The following is a 15293-nucleotide window of genomic DNA, read 5'->3' as shown; positions in this document are numbered from 1 at the left end:
CGCGGGGGCCGTTCACGCGGCGGGCCAGGTCATGAAGCCGGCGGCGCGCAGCCCGCTGAGCTCGCCCCACAGGGAGTCGCGGGGCGGCCGCGGGCCCCGGGCCAGGCGCAGCACCGTCCGTACGAGCGCGGCGGGCGGTACGGCGGCCACCTCGGCGAACCGGCCGCGCGCCAGCCAGGCGGCCTCGCGCGGCCGCAGGGCACCCGGCCAGTCGGCGCCCGCCGCCGGTGCCGGGCCGCGCCCCGAAGGCAGCCGCAGGGCGGCGGCGTGCCGCGGTACGAGTCCCAGCGAGCCGACCCGCACCCCGGGGACGGGGCCGAGTGCGGCCCGCACCCGGGCCGGGAGCCTCACACCCCCGGGGCTCGCGTCGTGCAGGACGTAGACCGTGGCGCCCTCCGCCCGGGCCAGGGCCGCCAGCAGGAGCGGGGCCAGGGGCAGCGCGTCGGGCGCCGCCAGGACGGGGCAGGCCGCCTCCAGGTGGACGTGGTTGGCGAGCAGCATCGCGGCGATCGAGCGGTCCTGGCAGAGCAGCAGGCGGGGGAGCCCGTAGTCGTACAGGTCCGGTTCGGACGGCCGGGACCGGGCGGGGTCTTCCGGGGGTGCCTCGGCGCCCGCCGGGGGAGCCGGGTCCGCCAGCAGGCCCGGTACGGCCTCCCGGCCGCGCCCGTGCAGCGCGCGGGTGAACGAGGTCAGGCGCAGCGCCGGCCGCGGACTGCCGGGGACGACACGGCGCAGCAGCGGCGCGGCCGGGCTGAGCACGCGGCAGGTCTCGTAGTACAGCTGGCGCTCCGTGAACCGCAGCCCGCCGGGGTCGCCCGCGCGGGCCGCCGCCACGCCGATGGCCAGGTCGAGGAGGCGGTCGCCGAAGGCGGGGCCCGCGGTGCTGTGGGACGGGGAGCCGATCCGGCTCGGCGTCCTCGTACGCGTGCTCATGGGGTCGCAGTGCCTTTCGTCGCGGGGGCTTCGGGCCAGGTCAGGAAGCCGTGCGCCGGGCCGGTGTCCAGGGGCCCCGAGGCCGCGGCCCGTTCCACGGCCTCCTCGACGACGGCGGCCAGCAGCGGCGGGGGGACGGCGGCGACGGGGCTCCAGAACCCCTGGGCCAGCCAGGCGGCGTCCTCCTCGGACAGGCCCGCCACGGCCCGCAGTTCCCCGGCGTCCACAGCCGGGGCGCGCCCGCCGGACGGAACGCGCCCGATGCGGTGGACGGCGCCCCTCCGCTGGCGGACCGCGGCCACCGGAAGCCCGGCGTCCACCACGGCCCGGTCCGGATGGGCGATGCGCAGCAGCGGTGCCAGCAGCGCGCCCAACGCGCTCGCGTCGTGCAGCACCACGACCGGCAGCCGGCCCGGAAGGTCCACGAGGGCGTCGTGGGCGGAGCCCGGGTCAGCCTCCACCAGCACCGCGCGCAGCCGCTCCGGCATGCCGTTGGCCTCGAGGAACACCGCGACGGCGGGGTCGGTGCACACGATCACGGCCCTGGGCCGGGGCGGCCGCGGTGCGCGGTGGCCGGGCCCGCGCCGCCCGTCGTCGACCACGCCCGGCGGGAGCGCCCCGTACACCGCCGACCACTCGCCCGTCATCAGCTGCCGGAAATGCTGCTCGGCGGGGTTCAGATACGAGCCCGCGGGCAGGGCCGGGTGGTACGGGAGGAGCCGGGGCGCCGCGATGAGGACGCCGACGGCGGCGGCCGCGGCCAGTACGGCGGGGGTTCCGCCGGTCAGGGCCCAGCACACGAGGAACCCGGCGCTGAGCGGCAGCGCCACGAGCCGGCGGATCCAGGGCCGGACCCCGCGCGCCTCACGCGCCGGCCAGGCACGGCTGGACGTCAGGCAGCGGTACCAGAGCTGGGTGACGGTCACCTCGAGCCGGCCGCGGTCGGTGAGGGAGTCCGCACAGCGGCGTATCCGCAGGTCGTGCATGCCGCGGCCGTGCACCTTGGGGTCGAGGGCGAAGCGGCGGCGACAGTGCGAGCACACCTGGCCGGTGCGCTCCCGGAGCTTCAGCGAGGTCGAGCAGTTCGGGCAGATCACCGCCCACCCGCCGCATCCGGGCCGCCGCCGGCAGCCCCGGGCCAGGTCATGAAGCCGACCTCCGCGGCGTCGCGCCGCTCGGGGTCGACGCTGCGGCCGATCCGCTCGGCGAGCCCGTCGACCACGGCGAGCAGCCGGGCCGGGGGCAGGCCGACGAGCGGGAACCGCCAGCCGCGCGCCAGCCACTTCAGCTCCTGTGCAGTGAACTGGCCGAGGGCGGCCAGCCGGTGCATCTCCTCCGGCGCGGGCTTCCGGGCGCGATCGCGGTACGGAACGGCCTTCGCCAGCCCCCGTACCGTGCGCAGCGACACTCCGGCGTCCACCACCCGGCGGCCGGGGAGGGTCTCGCGTAGCCGGTGCAGGAGCAGCTCACCGTGCGCGTCCGCGTCGCGGAGCACCAGGACCGGGGCGCGCTCCGGCAGGGCGGGGAGCAGGGGCGTGACCTGCTCGGGGCCCTGGACGAGGGCGATGCCGTGGCGTTCGGGCAGGCCGTCGGCGGCGAGGAAGGCGGCGATGGAGGCATCGGGGCAGACGAGCACCGCCGTCGGCGCAGGCGCGTTGGCCGGCCGCCGCGGCCAGGGGTGGCCGCCGTCGTCGACCAGGCCCGGCGGCAGGCTCCCGTACACCCGCAGCCATGCGGCGAGGGCCTCGGATCGGAAGGCCGCGCGGCTCATGGGCGGGATGCCGAGGCCCGCGCCCGTCTCCCGGGCGACCAGCACGCCGAGCGCGGCGGCCAGCAGGGCGCCGGCGGCGTACAGCATGTACGTCATCCCGCCCAAGACGCCCCAGAGGCCGAACAGCACACCGCCGAAGAGCGCCCAGCCCGCGCACCCGGGGGCGAAGGCGCTCGCCGTGAGCCGCCTGCGCGTGAGCGCGTACCACAACTGGCCCGGGGTGACCCGGATCCGGCCGTCGTCCGTGAGGCCGTCGGTGATCCGGCGCACCCGGAGGTCGCCGAGGCGCAGGGAGTTGGTCTTCGGGTCCAGTGCGTACGGCCGCTTGCAGCGGCCGCAGATATTGCCGGTGCGCTCCTTGCGGAGCAGGTCGCGTTCGCAGTGCGGGCAGATCATCTGCGGACCTCCAGCGCGGTCGCCACCCGGCGCAGCCGTGCGGCCAGCCGTTCGCGGACGGTGGTGGCGGCGATGCCGTGGAGCCGCTGGGCGCGCTCGATGTCGCGCAGCGCGGCGGCGAGGGCCCGGTAGTCCGTGGCGCTCGCCGGCGCGGTGGCGTGGGCGGCCGCCGCCGGGGCGAGCCCGGCCGCGCCGGGCCCCACCGCGCCGCGGATGCCCGCAGGGCCGGGCCGCGCGGCATCCGGGGCGGCACGCCGTTCGGCTTCCGCCGCAGTGATCGCGTAGTCCTCGTGGTCGATCCCGAACCCCGTGTTGGCGGCGAGGATCGTCAGCGGGGCCGCGCCCCGGTTCGCGAAGGAGTGCGGCATCATCTCCGGGATGCGGATCAACATGCCGGGTGCGAGCAGGACTTCGGTGACACGGTCGCGGTCCGCGTCGTAGAGACCGCAGGCGGCGTGGCCGAGGCTGAGGACGAAGTGCTCGCCGCCGTGCGCGTGCGGGGTGAAGGCACTGCGCGGCCCCACCACCCCGAGCTTCACGGTGGCGTTGGAGGGCCGCTCCGGCGAGGTGCCGGCGTCGCCCACGAGGTAGTGCGCGAACTGCCCGTCGTCGATGAACCGGAGGAACTCCCGCTCCGGCCCCAGCTCCCGGGACCCCTCCCGGTCGGCCAGCAGGATGCCGCCGTCCGGCCTGAGGTGGTAGAGCTCCACTCCGCCCGGCAGTCCGCGCCCGGTCGGCTCCGGCCCGTCCCCGGACCTCGCGCGCGGTCCGGGTGTGCGGTCGTACGGTCGTGCGGCCATCGCGCCTCCCCCTGACGCCCCGCGGTGCGCTCCGGGCGCCCCGCGTCCGCATCGTAGGTCCCTGACGGCCACGAACGGGAGGACTCGGGACGTACCCCGGGCAACCGGGGGGTGACCGCCCCGTGCCGGGCCCGCGCGGCGGCGGGGCCGGAGGGCGCGGTCCGGTGCCTCCCGTTCGGAGCCGCCGGTCAGCCGATCTCGTAGTCGAACCAGATGCGGTGCGTTCCGTCGGCGTCGACGACCAGTCCTCCGGCGCCGGAGATCCCGGTCAGTTCGCCGGTGCCGCTCGACGGCACGATGGTGAAGAACTCCGCCGTGCGGTCGCTGCCGGAGGTCGACGCCGAGTGCACGAAGTTGAAGGAGCCGCTGCGCCCTCGCACCGTGCCCTCGAAGGACTCCATGGCCACATACGTGCCGACCCCGGTCGTGTCGTCGAACGCGGCGGTGAACAGGGTCGCCGCGCGCCCCACCACTTCTCCCTCGAAGAGTTTCTCCATGGTCGCCACACCCACCGGCGTGCCGGTGGACACCGCGGGCTCGGCCTTCAGCTCAGCCGGGACGAACGAGTTGACTTTGAAAGTTGCCGTAGCTCTCATGTGCCGACCGTACCGAAGAGGTCCGACACATCCGGCCCGGACGGCGGATCACGTCCGTGCGTCCAGCTCCAGGCCCTCCGGTACCGCGATGCCGAAGTCGGCCGTCAGCACGCGCGCGATCTCGTCGTGTCCCGACAGCTCCCGCTCCTTGCGGGAGCCGTCCGGGCGGGTCTCGACGAGGTGGCGGCCGCTGAGCGCGAGATGGGCCTCGGGCGTCGTCCGCTGGACGTAGAGGAGGTGGGAGAACGGGGAACGCGGGTTGGTCGCGATGTGCCAGTTGATGACCTCAAAGTCCGGTGCCTCGTACGGCTCCAGGGTGAAGGCGTACTGATCCGCCCACGCGTCGTCCTCGTACGCCTGGAGCACCCACAGCTCCAGCGGCCCGCGGTGCGGCCGGTGGACCAGGCGGTGCCGCCGCGGCGCGTCCCGGAACTCGGTGTCCGCGACCAGCGGGACCGGTTCGAGCAGCGCGCCGCCCGCGCCGAAGCCGACGTCCGCCAGATACGGGCCCGGCTCGCCGGGGACGTCGACGAGCAGCAGCATGTGCGTGCGCGGGCGGACCGCGCCGTCGGCGCCCAGGACGACCCGCGCCGCAAGGCGCGTGACGCCGAAGCCGAAGGCCTCCAGGGCAGCGGCCAGGAGGGTGTTGTGCTCATAGCAGTAGCCGCCCCGCCCGCCGCGGACCAGTTTCGCCTCCAGGTCCGGCAGCGCGAGGGAGGGGGCCGCGCCGCCGAGCGGCTCCAGGTTCTCGAACGGGATGCCGTACATGTGAGCACGGTGCAGGGACCGCAGCGCCGAGGCGTCCGGGCGCCGCTCCCCGGTCCAGCCGATGCGGGCGAGGTACGCGGCCGGGTCCCACCGCGGGGCGGTGTCCTGGGCGGTGGCGTCGTTGCTCGTCATGCCCCGACCCTACGCAACGGGGAGCGGGGCGGGCCCCGGGTTCCACGCCGTGGTCATCCCGGCCTTGTCGGCCGGGGCCGGCGCCCGGGCGGCCCGCCCGCCCGCTCGGCAGGTCAGGCGCTCTCGGCGCGGAACATCCAGCGGTGCTTCTCGAGGTCCCCGGTCAGGCCGATCAGGATGTCCTCGGTGACGGGGTCGGCCTCCCCGGTCGACCGGATGCGCTCGCGCATGCGGTCGATCACGACGTCGAGGGCGTCCCCCAGGATGCGGACCGCGTCCGTGTCCTTCACCCATCCCTCGGGTACGCCGGTGATCGCGCTGGACGACGCCACCGTCGCCGCGCGGCCGTCGGGCGTCACTCCGAGAGCGGACGCGCGCTCGGCCACCACGTCGGAGTGGGTACGCGCCGAGGTGACGACCTCGTCCAGCTGGAGGTGGACGGACCGGAAGCGGGGGCCCACCACGTTCCAGTGCACCTGCTTGGCGACCAGTGCCAGGTCCACCAGGTCCACCAGGGCGCCCTGCAGGGCGTCGCCGACGACCTTCAGATCGGCTTCCGGGAGGGCGTTCTTGACGACGGACACAGCATCTCCGTTTCGTAAGGCCGTCAGCGGGAGACGGCCGGAATTCTGTACGAACCATCCCATACCCTTGATCCGCGGCCGTTAACGTGGCGCTGCGCAGGCAGCCCGGTTGCGCCGTCCGAGTGAGGTGGTTTCATGCGGCTTCGTCCGAGCTGCTAAGGATGGGGCTCCCGGTGCTCACCCCGAGCGCCCGCAGCGGGAGAGTTCGCCGATGGAAGCGTCACGACGGGACGTCCTGCACGGGGCCGCGGCGGTCGGGGCCGCGGTCGCCGTGTCCGCGTGCGCCGGGGTCCGGGAGGCCGAAGCCGCCACGGGCGGCGACGCTCACGCGGAGCGGCCCGGCGGGCGGGGGGTGCGGTTGGCGCGGGTCGCGGAGATCCCGGTCGGGGGCGGAAAGGTCTTCGAGGACAAGGGAGTCGTGGTCACCCAGCCCGCCGAAGGGACCTTCCGGGCGTTCAGCGCGGCCTGCACGCACCAGGGCTGCACGCTCTCGGGCGTCTCGGGCGCAGCGGCCCACTGCCCCTGTCACGGCAGCATGTTCCGCGTCTCCGACGGCTCGGTGGCCCGCGGGCCGGCCTCGGAACCCCTGGCGCCGAAGCGCATCCGCGTCGCCGGCGGTGTGATCTACCTCGTCTGACCTTCGCCGGCGTGTTCCTCGTCCGCCCCGACCGCTGCGTCGGCCGGGCCGGGGCCTCGACGGCGGGCATGGGCGTCGTACGCGTCCCGCGTCGGCGCCTGACCCGGCCGATCCGGCATCCCCGGGGGCGCGGGGCTACGTCGAGACCGGGGTGAGCAGCACGAAGTCGGCGTTGGACGGGTCGAGGCAGACGGCCAGCCGGCCCACGCCTTCGGCGTCCTCCGGCCCCATCTGCACGCTGCCGCCGTTCTCGGTGACCCGGGCGACCGCCGCGTCGCAGTCGGTGACGTGGAAGACCGGGTGCCAGTACGCCTGCCCCTCCGTCAGGGCGAGCCGTTCCCCGTCGAGTTGCATGAGGCCGCCGTGCATGCGCTCCTCGGGGAGGCCGGCCGGGGTGATCAGGGTGTACGTGCCCGACCCGCCCGGCAGCTCCATCTCTCCGAACTGCCAGCCGAAGACACCGCCGTAGAACTCCTTGGCGGCGGAGGCGTCGCTCGTGAACAGCTCGGTCCAGGACAGCGAGCCCGGCTCGTCCACCAGGTCGACGCCCTTGCTCGTCCCGGGCTGCCAGACGGCGAACTGGCCCCCCTGCGGGTCGGTGTACTGCGCCATCCGGCCCCACTCGTCGAGGTCCCTCGGCGGCACCCGCACCGTGCCGCCGGCGCTCTCCACGGCCCGGGTCGCGGCGGTCGCGTCGGGGACGCTGTAGTAGATCATCCACGCCGAGCGCGCACCCTCCTCGGTGAGCTTGCCGAGCCCGGCGACGATCTTGCCGTCCTTGCGGAACATGCCGCCTTCCATGTCCTCCCCCTCGCCCATGGACTCGTACTCCCATCCGAGCACGGCGCCGTAGAAGGAGGCGGCCGCGCGGACGTCGGGAGCGCCGAGGTCGAGCCAGCAGGGTGAACCGGGGGCGAAGTCAGTGGTGATCATGGCCATGGCCTTTCACGGATCGGCTACGACCCCAGCGTGGCACCGGCCACTGACACGCGCCCGTCGGTATCGAGCGAAGGGAGCGCTCATCACCGGATCCCGGCGCCCGGTGTCCCCGCCCTCGGCGCGGCGGGTCCCCGCCCCGTGGCGCGTACGGTCCCCTCGCGGCGGGCCGCCCGTGGCGCGTACGGTCCCCTGCCTGGCGCGTGCGGTCCTGGGCCGGCCGGCTCCCCGGCCGTAGCGTGGCGGTCGTTCCCACACGGCGCGCCGCCGGCCGGAGCGTGCTCCACACCATCCTGGCGGCGCCCCGTCGGCGCCGCCGGCCAGGTTGCCCGGGGCCGTTCGTGTGGACACGGAGCGCGGAGCCCCCCCACGGGGGTGGGGGGCCCGCACCGCCGTCGCACCGAAGGCGGCACGCCATCCCACTACGCTGACGGGATGAGCCTCGACCAGCCCGCCCCGGGCGCCCGCCCCGGCGCTGCGGGCGGGGTGGGCCTGAGCACCGGAGCCGTGGCGCGGCGGCTCGGGGTGTCCGCGACCACCCTGCGCTCCTGGGAGCGCAGGTACGGGATCGGACCGGCGGACAGGGAGCACGGCAGGCATCGGCGGTGGTCGCCCACCGACGTCTCCCGGCTCGAACTGATGTGTCTGCTCACCGCGCAGGGCGTGCCCCCCGCCGAAGCGGCCCGGGCGGCGATGAGCCGTGCCTCCGATGCCCTGGGGGAGAAGCCGGACGGGGCGGGGCAGGTCCCGGTCGGCGCCGGCCTCCACACGCCCGGGGGGCGGGGCGCGCTGCCGCTGGGAACCGTGCGCCAGGAGTGCCGGGGGCTGGCCCGTGCGGCGGTGAGGCTGGACGCGGCAGCCGTCGGCGAACTCCTCGAACGAGCGCTCGACGCCTACGGGTGCGTCGTCACCTGGGAGGAGATCATCGCGCCGACGCTGCACGCCGTGGGGCGCAAGTGGGCTTCCTCGGGGGAGCGCTACGTGGAGGTCGAGCACCTGCTGTCGTGGCACGTGTCCACGGCGCTGCGGCGCGGGCGGCAGGCCGCCGAGACCGCGGGAGTGCCGCCCGTCCTGCTGGCCTGCGTGCCGGGGGAGCAGCACAGCCTGCCGCTCGAGGCCCTGGACGCGGCCCTGGCGGAGGCCGGGCTGCCCCGGCGGATGTTCGGCCCCGCGCTGCCGGTGGACGCGCTGCGCGAGGCGGTGCGCAGGGTCGGCCCCTCGGTCGTCGTGCTGTGGGCGCAGGTCAAGCCGGCCGGTGTGGACCTGGGCCGGGTCGTCGATTCCGTCGCCGGCGTGGAATGGGGGGTGCAGGGCGCCCGGTCGCACCCGAAGCTGCTGCTGGCCGGACCGGGGTGGGCGGGCGTCCGCGACGCGGGATCCCGGCTGCTCACCGGGCTCGGCTCGGGCTTGGAAGTGATCCGCGGGATCGTGGGCACGGGGCCGGCCCTGAAGGACGGCTGACGGATCACCACTCCAGGTACCCGCGGGGGCCGCCCAGGCTCCGGCGCAGTGACAGCAGCCCCCGGCGCACGTGGCTCTTGACCGTGCCCAGCGGGATGCCGGTCCACTCGGAGATCCGCACGTGGGTCAGTCCGCCGTAGAAGGCGAGGCACAGGACCTCGCGCTGGGTCGCGGGCAGGGCGGCGAGGGCGTCCAGGACGAGCACCCGGTCCAGTGCCGCCTCGGGGCTGTCGCCGCGTGCCGCCTCGGGCCGGGCGTCGCCGTCCGGGAGGGCGGCGCGGACGGCCATCGTGGTCCGGGTGCGCGCGGTCAGGGCGTCCATGGCCTTGTGCCGCGTGATCCCCGCGAGCCAGGCCGCCAGGTCGCCGCGCTGCGGGTCGTAGCGGTGACGGCCCCGCCAGGCGTCGAAGAAGACCTGCTGGGTGATGTCCTCCGCGGTGTGCCGGTCGCCCGTGGTGCGCCAGGCCATGGTGTGCACCATGCCGCCCCAACGCCGGTAGGCGGCGGCGAAGGACTCCTCGTCGCCCTCCCTGAACCGCCTGGACAGGTCGACGAGCTCGCGCACCTCGTCGGTGGGACCGGGTGCCGTGGTGCTGGCGAGAACCATGATGTCCGGCTCCTCGTGGCGAGAACGGGCTGGATGCTGCGGCCCGACGAGCCTGACTCCGCCCGGCAGCGGGCCGCAACTTGCATCGTTTTCGCATTGATATCCGGGGGCGCCGCGGCCCGCCCGTCCCGCGGATGGTGCATCCGAGCGGGCCTCCCACGGGGAAGGCACTTGCAGAACGGTTCACGGGCCGGCTCGTCCCACCGGTCCCCCGGCCGTGGCGAACCGGCCGGTTCATCGGACGAAGCCGCTCGGAGTGGAGGCCCCCCATGCCCGCACGCAGTGACGAACCCCGCCCCGCGAGGGAGCCGGAGCAGCGGCCGGGCCCCTTGCGCTGCCTGGTCACCGGGGCCAGCGGCTACATCGGCGGCCGCCTGGTGCCGGACCTGCTGGACGCCGGCCACCACGTGCGGTGCCTGGCCAGGACGCCCGAGCGGCTGCGCGACCACGCCTGGGCCGACCGGGTCGAGGTCGTACGGGGAGACGTCGCCGACCCCGCGTCGACCGGCGCCGCGCTCCGCGGCGTCGACGTCGCCTACTACCTCGTGCACTCGCTGAACTCCGGACCCGGCTTCGAGGAGCGGGACCGGGCGGCGGCCCGTACGTTCGCCGAACAGGCCCGCCTGGCAGGCGTACGGCGCATCGTGTACCTCGGCGGGCTGGTGCCCGCCGGGGTGCCGGCCGGCCGCCTGTCCCCGCACCTGCGCTCCCGCGCCGAAGTCGGCCGGATCTTCCTGGAGGGCGAGGTCCCGGCGACGGTGCTGCGCGCGGCCGTCGTCATCGGATCCGGCTCCGCCTCGTTCGAGATGCTGCGCTACCTGACCGAGCGGCTCCCGGTCATGGTCACCCCGAGCTGGGTGGGCAGCCGCGTCCAGCCGATCGCGGTCCGCGACGTCCTGCGCTACCTCGTGGGCAGCGCGGGCATGCCCGCCGACGTGAACCGGGCCTTCGACATCGGGGGACCGGACGTGCTGACCTACGAGGAGATGATGCGGCGCTACGCCGTCGTGGCGGGCCTGCCCCACCGGCTGATCCTGCGCGTACCCATGCTCACCCCGCGCCTGTCCAGCCACTGGATCGGCCTGGTCACCCCGGTCCCGCGGGGCCTGGCCCGGCCGCTCGCCGAATCGCTGCGCCACGAGGTGGTCTGCGACGAGCACGACGTGGCCCGGTACGTCCCCGACCCGGCCGGCACGCCCATCCCGTTCGACCGGGCCCTGGCCCTGGCCCTCGAACGGGTGCGCGAGGCCAAGGTCGCCACCCGCTGGTCCAACGCCTCCCTGCCGGGCGCACCGAGCGATCCGCTGCCCACCGACCCGGACTGGGCGGGCGGCAGCCTCTACACCGACCACCGGACCCTGGCCACGGACGCCTCCCCGGAGGCGCTGTGGCGGATCATCGAGGGAGTCGGGGGCGACAACGGCTGGTACTCCTTCCCGCTCGCATGGGCGGTCCGCGGCTGGCTCGACCGGCTCGTCGGCGGAGCCGGCATCCGGCGCGGCCGGCGCGACGCGTCGCGGCTGCGGGTGGGCGACTCGCTGGACTTCTGGCGGGTCGAGGAGATCGAGCCGGGCCGGCTGCTGCGGCTGCGCGCGGAGATGCGGCTGCCGGGACTGGCCTGGCTGGAGATGTACGCCGATCCGCACCCCGGGCCCCCCGGGACGGGCGGCGCGACCTACCGCCAGCGCGCGCTCTTCCATCCGCGCGGGCTGCTCGGCCACCTCTACTGGTGGAGCGTGGCCCCCTTCCACGCCGTGGTCTTCGGCGGCATGGCCCGCAACATCACCCGGGCCGCCGAACGCGCGGACGGCGCTCCCCCCTCCGCTTCCTCCGCTTCCGCCCCCGCGTCCGCCACCCGCGACGGATAGCGCATCCGGAGACGCCCGCACCGGCGAAGACCTTCACAGCCGGCATCCGCCCTACCGATACGGAGCGCGCTCCCATGACCGTGGCCATCGTCCTGTACACCTCCGACCTGCGCGTACACGACCACCCGCCGCTGCGCGCGGCCCTCTCGTCCGCACAGGAGGTGGTGCCGCTGTTCGTCCGCGACAGCCGCATCGAGGCGGGCGGCTTCGGCGCCCCCAACCGGCAGGCCTTCCTCGCCGACTGCCTGGCCGACCTCGACGCCGGGCTGCGCGCCCGCGGCGGCCGGCTGGTCGTGCGCTCCGGAGACCCCGTGGCGGCGGTCGCGGCGGTGGCCCAGGAGGCCGATGCCGACGAGGTCCACATGGCCGCAGGCGTGAGCGCGTACGCCCGGGCGCGCGAGGCACGCCTGCGCGACGCCCTGGAGCGGGAGGGCCGGCGGCTGTACGTACACGACGGGGTCGTCACCGCCGTCGCCCCCGGCGAGGTGGCCCCGGCCGGCTCCGACCACTTCGCCGTCTTCACCCCGTACTTCCGCCGCTGGGCGGGGCTCCCGCTGCGCGCGCTCTCGGCCGCCCCGCGCCATGTGCCCGTTCCCGAGGGGATCGCCTCCGAGGCCCTGCCCGAGCGCGCCGCCGTCCGGGGCGTGTCCGATCTGCTGGCACGGGGCGGTGAGTCCGAGGGCCGGGAGCTGCTGGCCCGCTGGCTGGGCGGCGGCATCCGGCAGTACGCGCAGACCCATGACGACCTCGCCGGCGACGCGACCTCACGCCTCTCGCCGCACCTGCACTTCGGCACCGTCTCGGCCACCGAGACCGTCCGGCGTGCCCAGCAGCGCGGCGGGCTCGGCGCGTCGGCCTTCGTACGCCAGATCTGCTGGCGGGACTTCCACCACCAGGTGCTCGCCGCGCGCCCCGACGCCGCCGCGGCGGACTACCGGCCCCGCCACGACCATTGGCGCACCGAGGCGGATGCCGGGGAGGAGATCCAGGCGTGGCGCGAGGGCCGCACGGGTTACCCGGTAATCGACGCGGCCATGCGCCAGCTGCGCCAGGAGGGCTGGATGCACAACCGGGCCAGGCTGCTGACGGCGAGTTTCCTGACCAAGACCCTGTACGTGGACTGGCGCATCGGCGCGCGGCACTTCCTCGACCTGCTCGTCGACGGGGACATCGCCAACAACCAGCTCAACTGGCAGTGGGCGGCCGGCACCGGTACCGACACCCGCCCCAACCGGGTCCTCAACCCGCTGCTCCAGGCCCGCCGTTTCGACCCGGACGGCGCCTACGTGCAGCGCTGGGTCCCGGAACTCGCCGCCCTGTCCGTCCCCTACGTCCACCAGCCGTGGAAGCTCTCCGGCCCGGACCGCGCCGCGCTCGACTACCCCGAGCCCATCGTGGACCTGGCCGACGGCCTCGGCCGCTTCCGCCACAGCCGGGGCATCGGCTGAGCCGGACGGGCACCTCCGGATGCAGCTCCGTGCGGGGTTCGCCAGACTGATCGTGAGGCACGGCGCCGTACCGGTGGCCGTCCAGGGGCCCGCGGTCACCGGGGCTCACCGGCGAGACGATCGCGGGGGTGGAGATGACCGAACCCACCCGGCGGGTGCGTCGCCGGGACGGGGTCCGCCGTCTGCTTCCGCCGGTCGCCGCCTGGCTGGTAGCGAACCTCGTCAGCTGGCTGGTCGCGAAGGCGTCCGTCGCCGGCGACGGATCTCCCGTGGCCTACTGGTCCACGGACAGCCGCCACCGCTGGGATTCCGGACACTATCTGTCCATCGCCAGGTCCGGCTACGAGATGTTCTGGTGCCGGGACCGCTACCCCAGCTTCCGCGACGTGATGTGCGGCAACGTCGCCTGGTTTCCCGGCTACCCCATGTCGGTCCGGGCGACTTCCGCCACCGGCCTGTCCTACGAGATATCGGCCGTCCTCGTCACCGAGGTGTCCCTGCTCGGCATGTTCGCGGTGCTGTGGTGGCTGCTGGGCGCCCGGCTCACCTGGGCCACGGGCCTCACCCTCGCCGTGGGCACGGTCTTCCCGGGCGGCATGTACTTCCATGCCATGTTCCCGATCGCCATGGGAACGCTGGCGCTGCTCCTCTGCGTCGTCGGGGTCGCACGCGGTTCCTGGGCCCTTGCCGCCGCCGCCGGCTTCGTGGCGGTCGCCTGCCATCCGGTCGGTGCCGTCGCGGTCGGCATGCTGCTGTCGAGCGCGTTCTTCGCCTGGCGGGGGGATGCCTGGCCGATCCGGTTCGCGAAGGCCGGATCGTCGGCGGCGCTCGCCGGCTGCGGCATGCTCTGGGCCAGATGGCTCATGTGGCAGGGCACGGGGCGCTGGGACGCCTACGAGGTCCTCCAGCGGTCCAGTTACCGGCAGGGCGATCTGCACGAGCCCTTCGGCGAGATGCGGAACGCCTACGGCTTCCCGTTCAGCCACTGGTACACGCCCCAGGGGCGCCTGCCCTGGCTGGTGGAGCACAGCCTCGCCGCGCACCGGCCCCAGCTCTGGCTGAACACCGCCTTCGTCCTGCTGATCCTGGCCACGGCCGCGGTCCGCCTCCTGCGCGACCGGCGGCTGGCCGTCCCGGAGTGGGCCGCCCTGGTCCTGACGGTCGCGGTCTTCTTCGCGCCGTTCTTCGCCGGCGCGGAGATGTCGTGGTACCGCAACCACGCGCAGATGTTCGTCGGGCTCATCCTGGTCGCGCGCATGTCCCGGTGGGTGCAGGTGCCGCTGCTGCTGCTCTGCACGGTCCAGTACTTCTTCCTGGGCGCGATGTTCTTCGCGGGAGTGCTGGTGTGACCGCCCGCACGGGCTACTGCCGGTGCTCGTCCTCCGTGTCGCCGGCGACGCAGTACGTGGGCCGGCCCTGGACGGCGGTGTAGATACGGGCCACGTACTCGCCGAGCATGCCCAGGCAGAAGAGCTGGACGGCGCCGAAGAACAGCACAGTGATGATCAAGGACGTCCAGCCGGGCAGGGTGTTGCCCATGGCGTAGACCGTGAGGGCCCAGGTGAGGAAGGCCAGGCAGAGGACGAGGCTGAAGGCGCCGATCGCCGTGGCCAGGCGCAGGGGCGCCGCCGAGAAGCTGGTGACGCTGTCCAGGGCCAGCAGGACCATCTTGTGCAGCGGGTACTTGGTGGTGCCGGCCACCCGCTCCGCGCGCTGGTAGGTGATCTGGCCGCCGGGGAAGCCGAGCCACGGGATGAGCAGGCGGTAGATCTGCTGCTGGTCGGGGAGCGTCTTGAGGGTTTCCACGACGGCGCGCGACAGCAGGCGGAAGTCCCCGGCCTGGGCGGGGACGTAGGAGCCTGCCAGGCGGCGCATGAGCCAGTAGTAGACGGCGGCCGTCCGGCGTTTGAACCCGCTGTCGGTGGACCGGTCGGTCCGCACGCCGTAGACGATGTCGAGGCCGTCCGCGCGGGCCAGGGCGAGCATGTCGGGGATGAGTTCCGGGGGGTCCTGGAGGTCCGCGTCGATGCTGATCACGTAGGCACCGAGGGACCGGTGCAGGCCGGCGGTGAGGGCGGCCTGGTGGCCGCTGTTGCGGCGGAGGGTGACGATGCGGAGCTGGGGCCAGACCGTACGCAGGTCCTCCAGCAGCCGCGGTGTGCCGTCGGTCGAGCCGTCATCGACGGCGAGGACCTCGTACGGTTCGCCGCCCCCGTCCAGGAGGGGCCGCAGCCGCGCCGCCAGCACAGGCAGGGCCTCCTCCTCGTTGAAGACGGGAACCACGACCGACAGTGCGATCGATCCCGTGCCTGTGTCGTACACAGCACTGATGATGCGGGACGCACCTGGACCCGGC

15 protein-coding genes are annotated in these 15293 nt (G+C 74.8%); 5 read left to right on the top strand and 10 right to left on the bottom strand.

Going from position 1 to position 15293, the window contains the following annotated elements; all coding sequences use genetic code 11:
- Positions 1-12: 12 nt before the first annotated feature.
- From AB0D66_RS21285 to AB0D66_RS21255, 7 genes are all read right to left on the bottom strand, one after another.
- Positions 13-933 carry a hypothetical protein gene (locus tag AB0D66_RS21285; protein ID WP_362305559.1) on the bottom strand — a complete coding sequence of 307 codons (921 nt, stop codon included), beginning with the start codon at positions 931-933 and terminating at the stop codon, positions 13-15.
- Positions 930-2030 (bottom strand): hypothetical protein, encoded by a 1101-nt coding sequence (locus AB0D66_RS21280; protein ID WP_362305557.1) that lies wholly within the window; start codon positions 2028-2030, stop codon positions 930-932. Before AB0D66_RS21280 ends, AB0D66_RS21285 begins: the two co-directional genes overlap by 4 nt.
- Positions 2027-3100 (bottom strand): hypothetical protein, encoded by a 1074-nt coding sequence (locus tag AB0D66_RS21275; protein WP_362305554.1) that lies wholly within the window; start codon positions 3098-3100, stop codon positions 2027-2029. The genes AB0D66_RS21280 and AB0D66_RS21275 overlap by 4 nt, the downstream gene beginning before the upstream one ends.
- Complete coding sequence (locus AB0D66_RS21270) at positions 3097-3900, bottom strand: cupin domain-containing protein (RefSeq protein ID WP_362305551.1); 804 nt, start codon at positions 3898-3900, stop codon at positions 3097-3099. The genes AB0D66_RS21275 and AB0D66_RS21270 overlap by 4 nt, the downstream gene beginning before the upstream one ends.
- Positions 3901-4088: 188 nt before the next feature.
- Positions 4089-4496 (bottom strand): DUF3224 domain-containing protein, encoded by a 408-nt coding sequence (locus AB0D66_RS21265; RefSeq protein WP_362305548.1) that lies wholly within the window; start codon positions 4494-4496, stop codon positions 4089-4091.
- A gap of 48 nt (positions 4497-4544) precedes the next feature.
- Positions 4545-5396 carry an arylamine N-acetyltransferase gene (locus AB0D66_RS21260; RefSeq protein WP_362305545.1) on the bottom strand — a complete coding sequence of 284 codons (852 nt, stop codon included), beginning with the start codon at positions 5394-5396 and terminating at the stop codon, positions 4545-4547.
- Between the two features lie 113 nt (positions 5397-5509).
- The gene (locus AB0D66_RS21255; RefSeq protein ID WP_362305542.1) at positions 5510-5980 is read right to left on the bottom strand and encodes a DNA starvation/stationary phase protection protein; all 471 of its coding nucleotides are present in this window, start codon (positions 5978-5980) and stop codon (positions 5510-5512) included.
- A 211-nt stretch (positions 5981-6191) separates the two neighbouring features.
- On the opposite strand from AB0D66_RS21255, the gene AB0D66_RS21250 reads away from it, so the two are divergent.
- Entirely contained in the window at positions 6192-6617 is a 426-nt protein-coding gene (locus tag AB0D66_RS21250; RefSeq protein WP_362305539.1) for a Rieske (2Fe-2S) protein, read from the top strand.
- Between the two features lie 135 nt (positions 6618-6752).
- Here the strand turns inward: AB0D66_RS21250 and AB0D66_RS21245 are convergent, their stop codons facing one another.
- Positions 6753-7550, bottom strand: a complete 798-nt coding sequence (locus AB0D66_RS21245) for a VOC family protein (RefSeq protein WP_362305536.1) — start codon at positions 7548-7550, stop codon at positions 6753-6755.
- Positions 7551-7988: 438 nt separating this feature from the next.
- Here AB0D66_RS21245 and AB0D66_RS21240 point away from each other — a divergent pair, with 438 nt between their 5' ends.
- Positions 7989-9014 carry a MerR family transcriptional regulator gene (locus AB0D66_RS21240; protein WP_362305533.1) on the top strand — a complete coding sequence of 342 codons (1026 nt, stop codon included), beginning with the start codon at positions 7989-7991 and terminating at the stop codon, positions 9012-9014.
- A gap of 4 nt (positions 9015-9018) precedes the next feature.
- On the opposite strand, the gene AB0D66_RS21235 is transcribed toward AB0D66_RS21240, so the two are convergent.
- Positions 9019-9621 carry a sigma-70 family RNA polymerase sigma factor gene (locus AB0D66_RS21235; RefSeq protein ID WP_362305530.1) on the bottom strand — a complete coding sequence of 201 codons (603 nt, stop codon included), beginning with the start codon at positions 9619-9621 and terminating at the stop codon, positions 9019-9021.
- Between the two features lie 269 nt (positions 9622-9890).
- On the opposite strand from AB0D66_RS21235, the gene AB0D66_RS21230 reads away from it, so the two are divergent.
- From AB0D66_RS21230 to AB0D66_RS21220, 3 genes are all read left to right on the top strand, one after another.
- A complete protein-coding gene (locus AB0D66_RS21230; RefSeq protein ID WP_362305527.1) occupies positions 9891-11489 on the top strand; it encodes an SDR family oxidoreductase in 1599 nt (532 codons plus the stop codon).
- A gap of 74 nt (positions 11490-11563) precedes the next feature.
- On the top strand, positions 11564-12937 hold the full coding sequence (locus AB0D66_RS21225) for a deoxyribodipyrimidine photo-lyase (RefSeq protein WP_362305524.1): 1374 nt from the start codon (positions 11564-11566) through the stop codon (positions 12935-12937).
- A 134-nt stretch (positions 12938-13071) separates the two neighbouring features.
- Positions 13072-14286: a hypothetical protein gene (locus AB0D66_RS21220; protein WP_362305521.1), complete on the top strand. Its 1215-nt coding sequence runs from the start codon at positions 13072-13074 to the stop codon at positions 14284-14286.
- A gap of 13 nt (positions 14287-14299) precedes the next feature.
- Here AB0D66_RS21220 and AB0D66_RS21215 read toward each other — a convergent pair whose 3' ends face one another.
- Complete coding sequence (locus AB0D66_RS21215; protein WP_362305518.1) at positions 14300-15259, bottom strand: glycosyltransferase family 2 protein; 960 nt, start codon at positions 15257-15259, stop codon at positions 14300-14302.
- Positions 15260-15293 lie beyond the last annotated feature (34 nt).

This window comes from Streptomyces sp. NPDC048270 (genome assembly GCF_040652335.1).
Lineage (GTDB): Bacteria > Actinomycetota > Actinomycetes > Streptomycetales > Streptomycetaceae > Streptomyces.
Note: the sequence above shows the minus strand (reverse complement) of the source record. Positions and strands in the feature narration are given on the sequence as shown.

What these genes read in the sequence shown, in the direction of transcription:
- AB0D66_RS21285 (WP_362305559.1), bottom strand. Translation starts at nt 933, where the DNA reads ATGAGCACGCGTACGAGGACGCCGAGCCGGATCGGCTCCCCGTCCCAC.
- AB0D66_RS21275 (WP_362305554.1), bottom strand. Translation starts at nt 3,100, where the DNA reads ATGATCTGCCCGCACTGCGAACGCGACCTGCTCCGCAAGGAGCGCACC.
- AB0D66_RS21270 (WP_362305551.1), bottom strand. Translation starts at nt 3,900, where the DNA reads ATGGCCGCACGACCGTACGACCGCACACCCGGACCGCGCGCGAGGTCC.
- AB0D66_RS21265 (WP_362305548.1), bottom strand. Translation starts at nt 4,496, where the DNA reads ATGAGAGCTACGGCAACTTTCAAAGTCAACTCGTTCGTCCCGGCTGAG.
- AB0D66_RS21260 (WP_362305545.1), bottom strand. Translation starts at nt 5,396, where the DNA reads ATGACGAGCAACGACGCCACCGCCCAGGACACCGCCCCGCGGTGGGAC.
- AB0D66_RS21250 (WP_362305539.1), top strand. Translation starts at nt 6,192, where the DNA reads ATGGAAGCGTCACGACGGGACGTCCTGCACGGGGCCGCGGCGGTCGGG.
- AB0D66_RS21245 (WP_362305536.1), bottom strand. Translation starts at nt 7,550, where the DNA reads ATGATCACCACTGACTTCGCCCCCGGTTCACCCTGCTGGCTCGACCTC.
- AB0D66_RS21240 (WP_362305533.1), top strand. Translation starts at nt 7,989, where the DNA reads ATGAGCCTCGACCAGCCCGCCCCGGGCGCCCGCCCCGGCGCTGCGGGC.
- AB0D66_RS21235 (WP_362305530.1), bottom strand. Translation starts at nt 9,621, where the DNA reads ATGGTTCTCGCCAGCACCACGGCACCCGGTCCCACCGACGAGGTGCGC.
- AB0D66_RS21230 (WP_362305527.1), top strand. Translation starts at nt 9,891, where the DNA reads ATGCCCGCACGCAGTGACGAACCCCGCCCCGCGAGGGAGCCGGAGCAG.
- AB0D66_RS21225 (WP_362305524.1), top strand. Translation starts at nt 11,564, where the DNA reads ATGACCGTGGCCATCGTCCTGTACACCTCCGACCTGCGCGTACACGAC.
- AB0D66_RS21220 (WP_362305521.1), top strand. Translation starts at nt 13,072, where the DNA reads ATGACCGAACCCACCCGGCGGGTGCGTCGCCGGGACGGGGTCCGCCGT.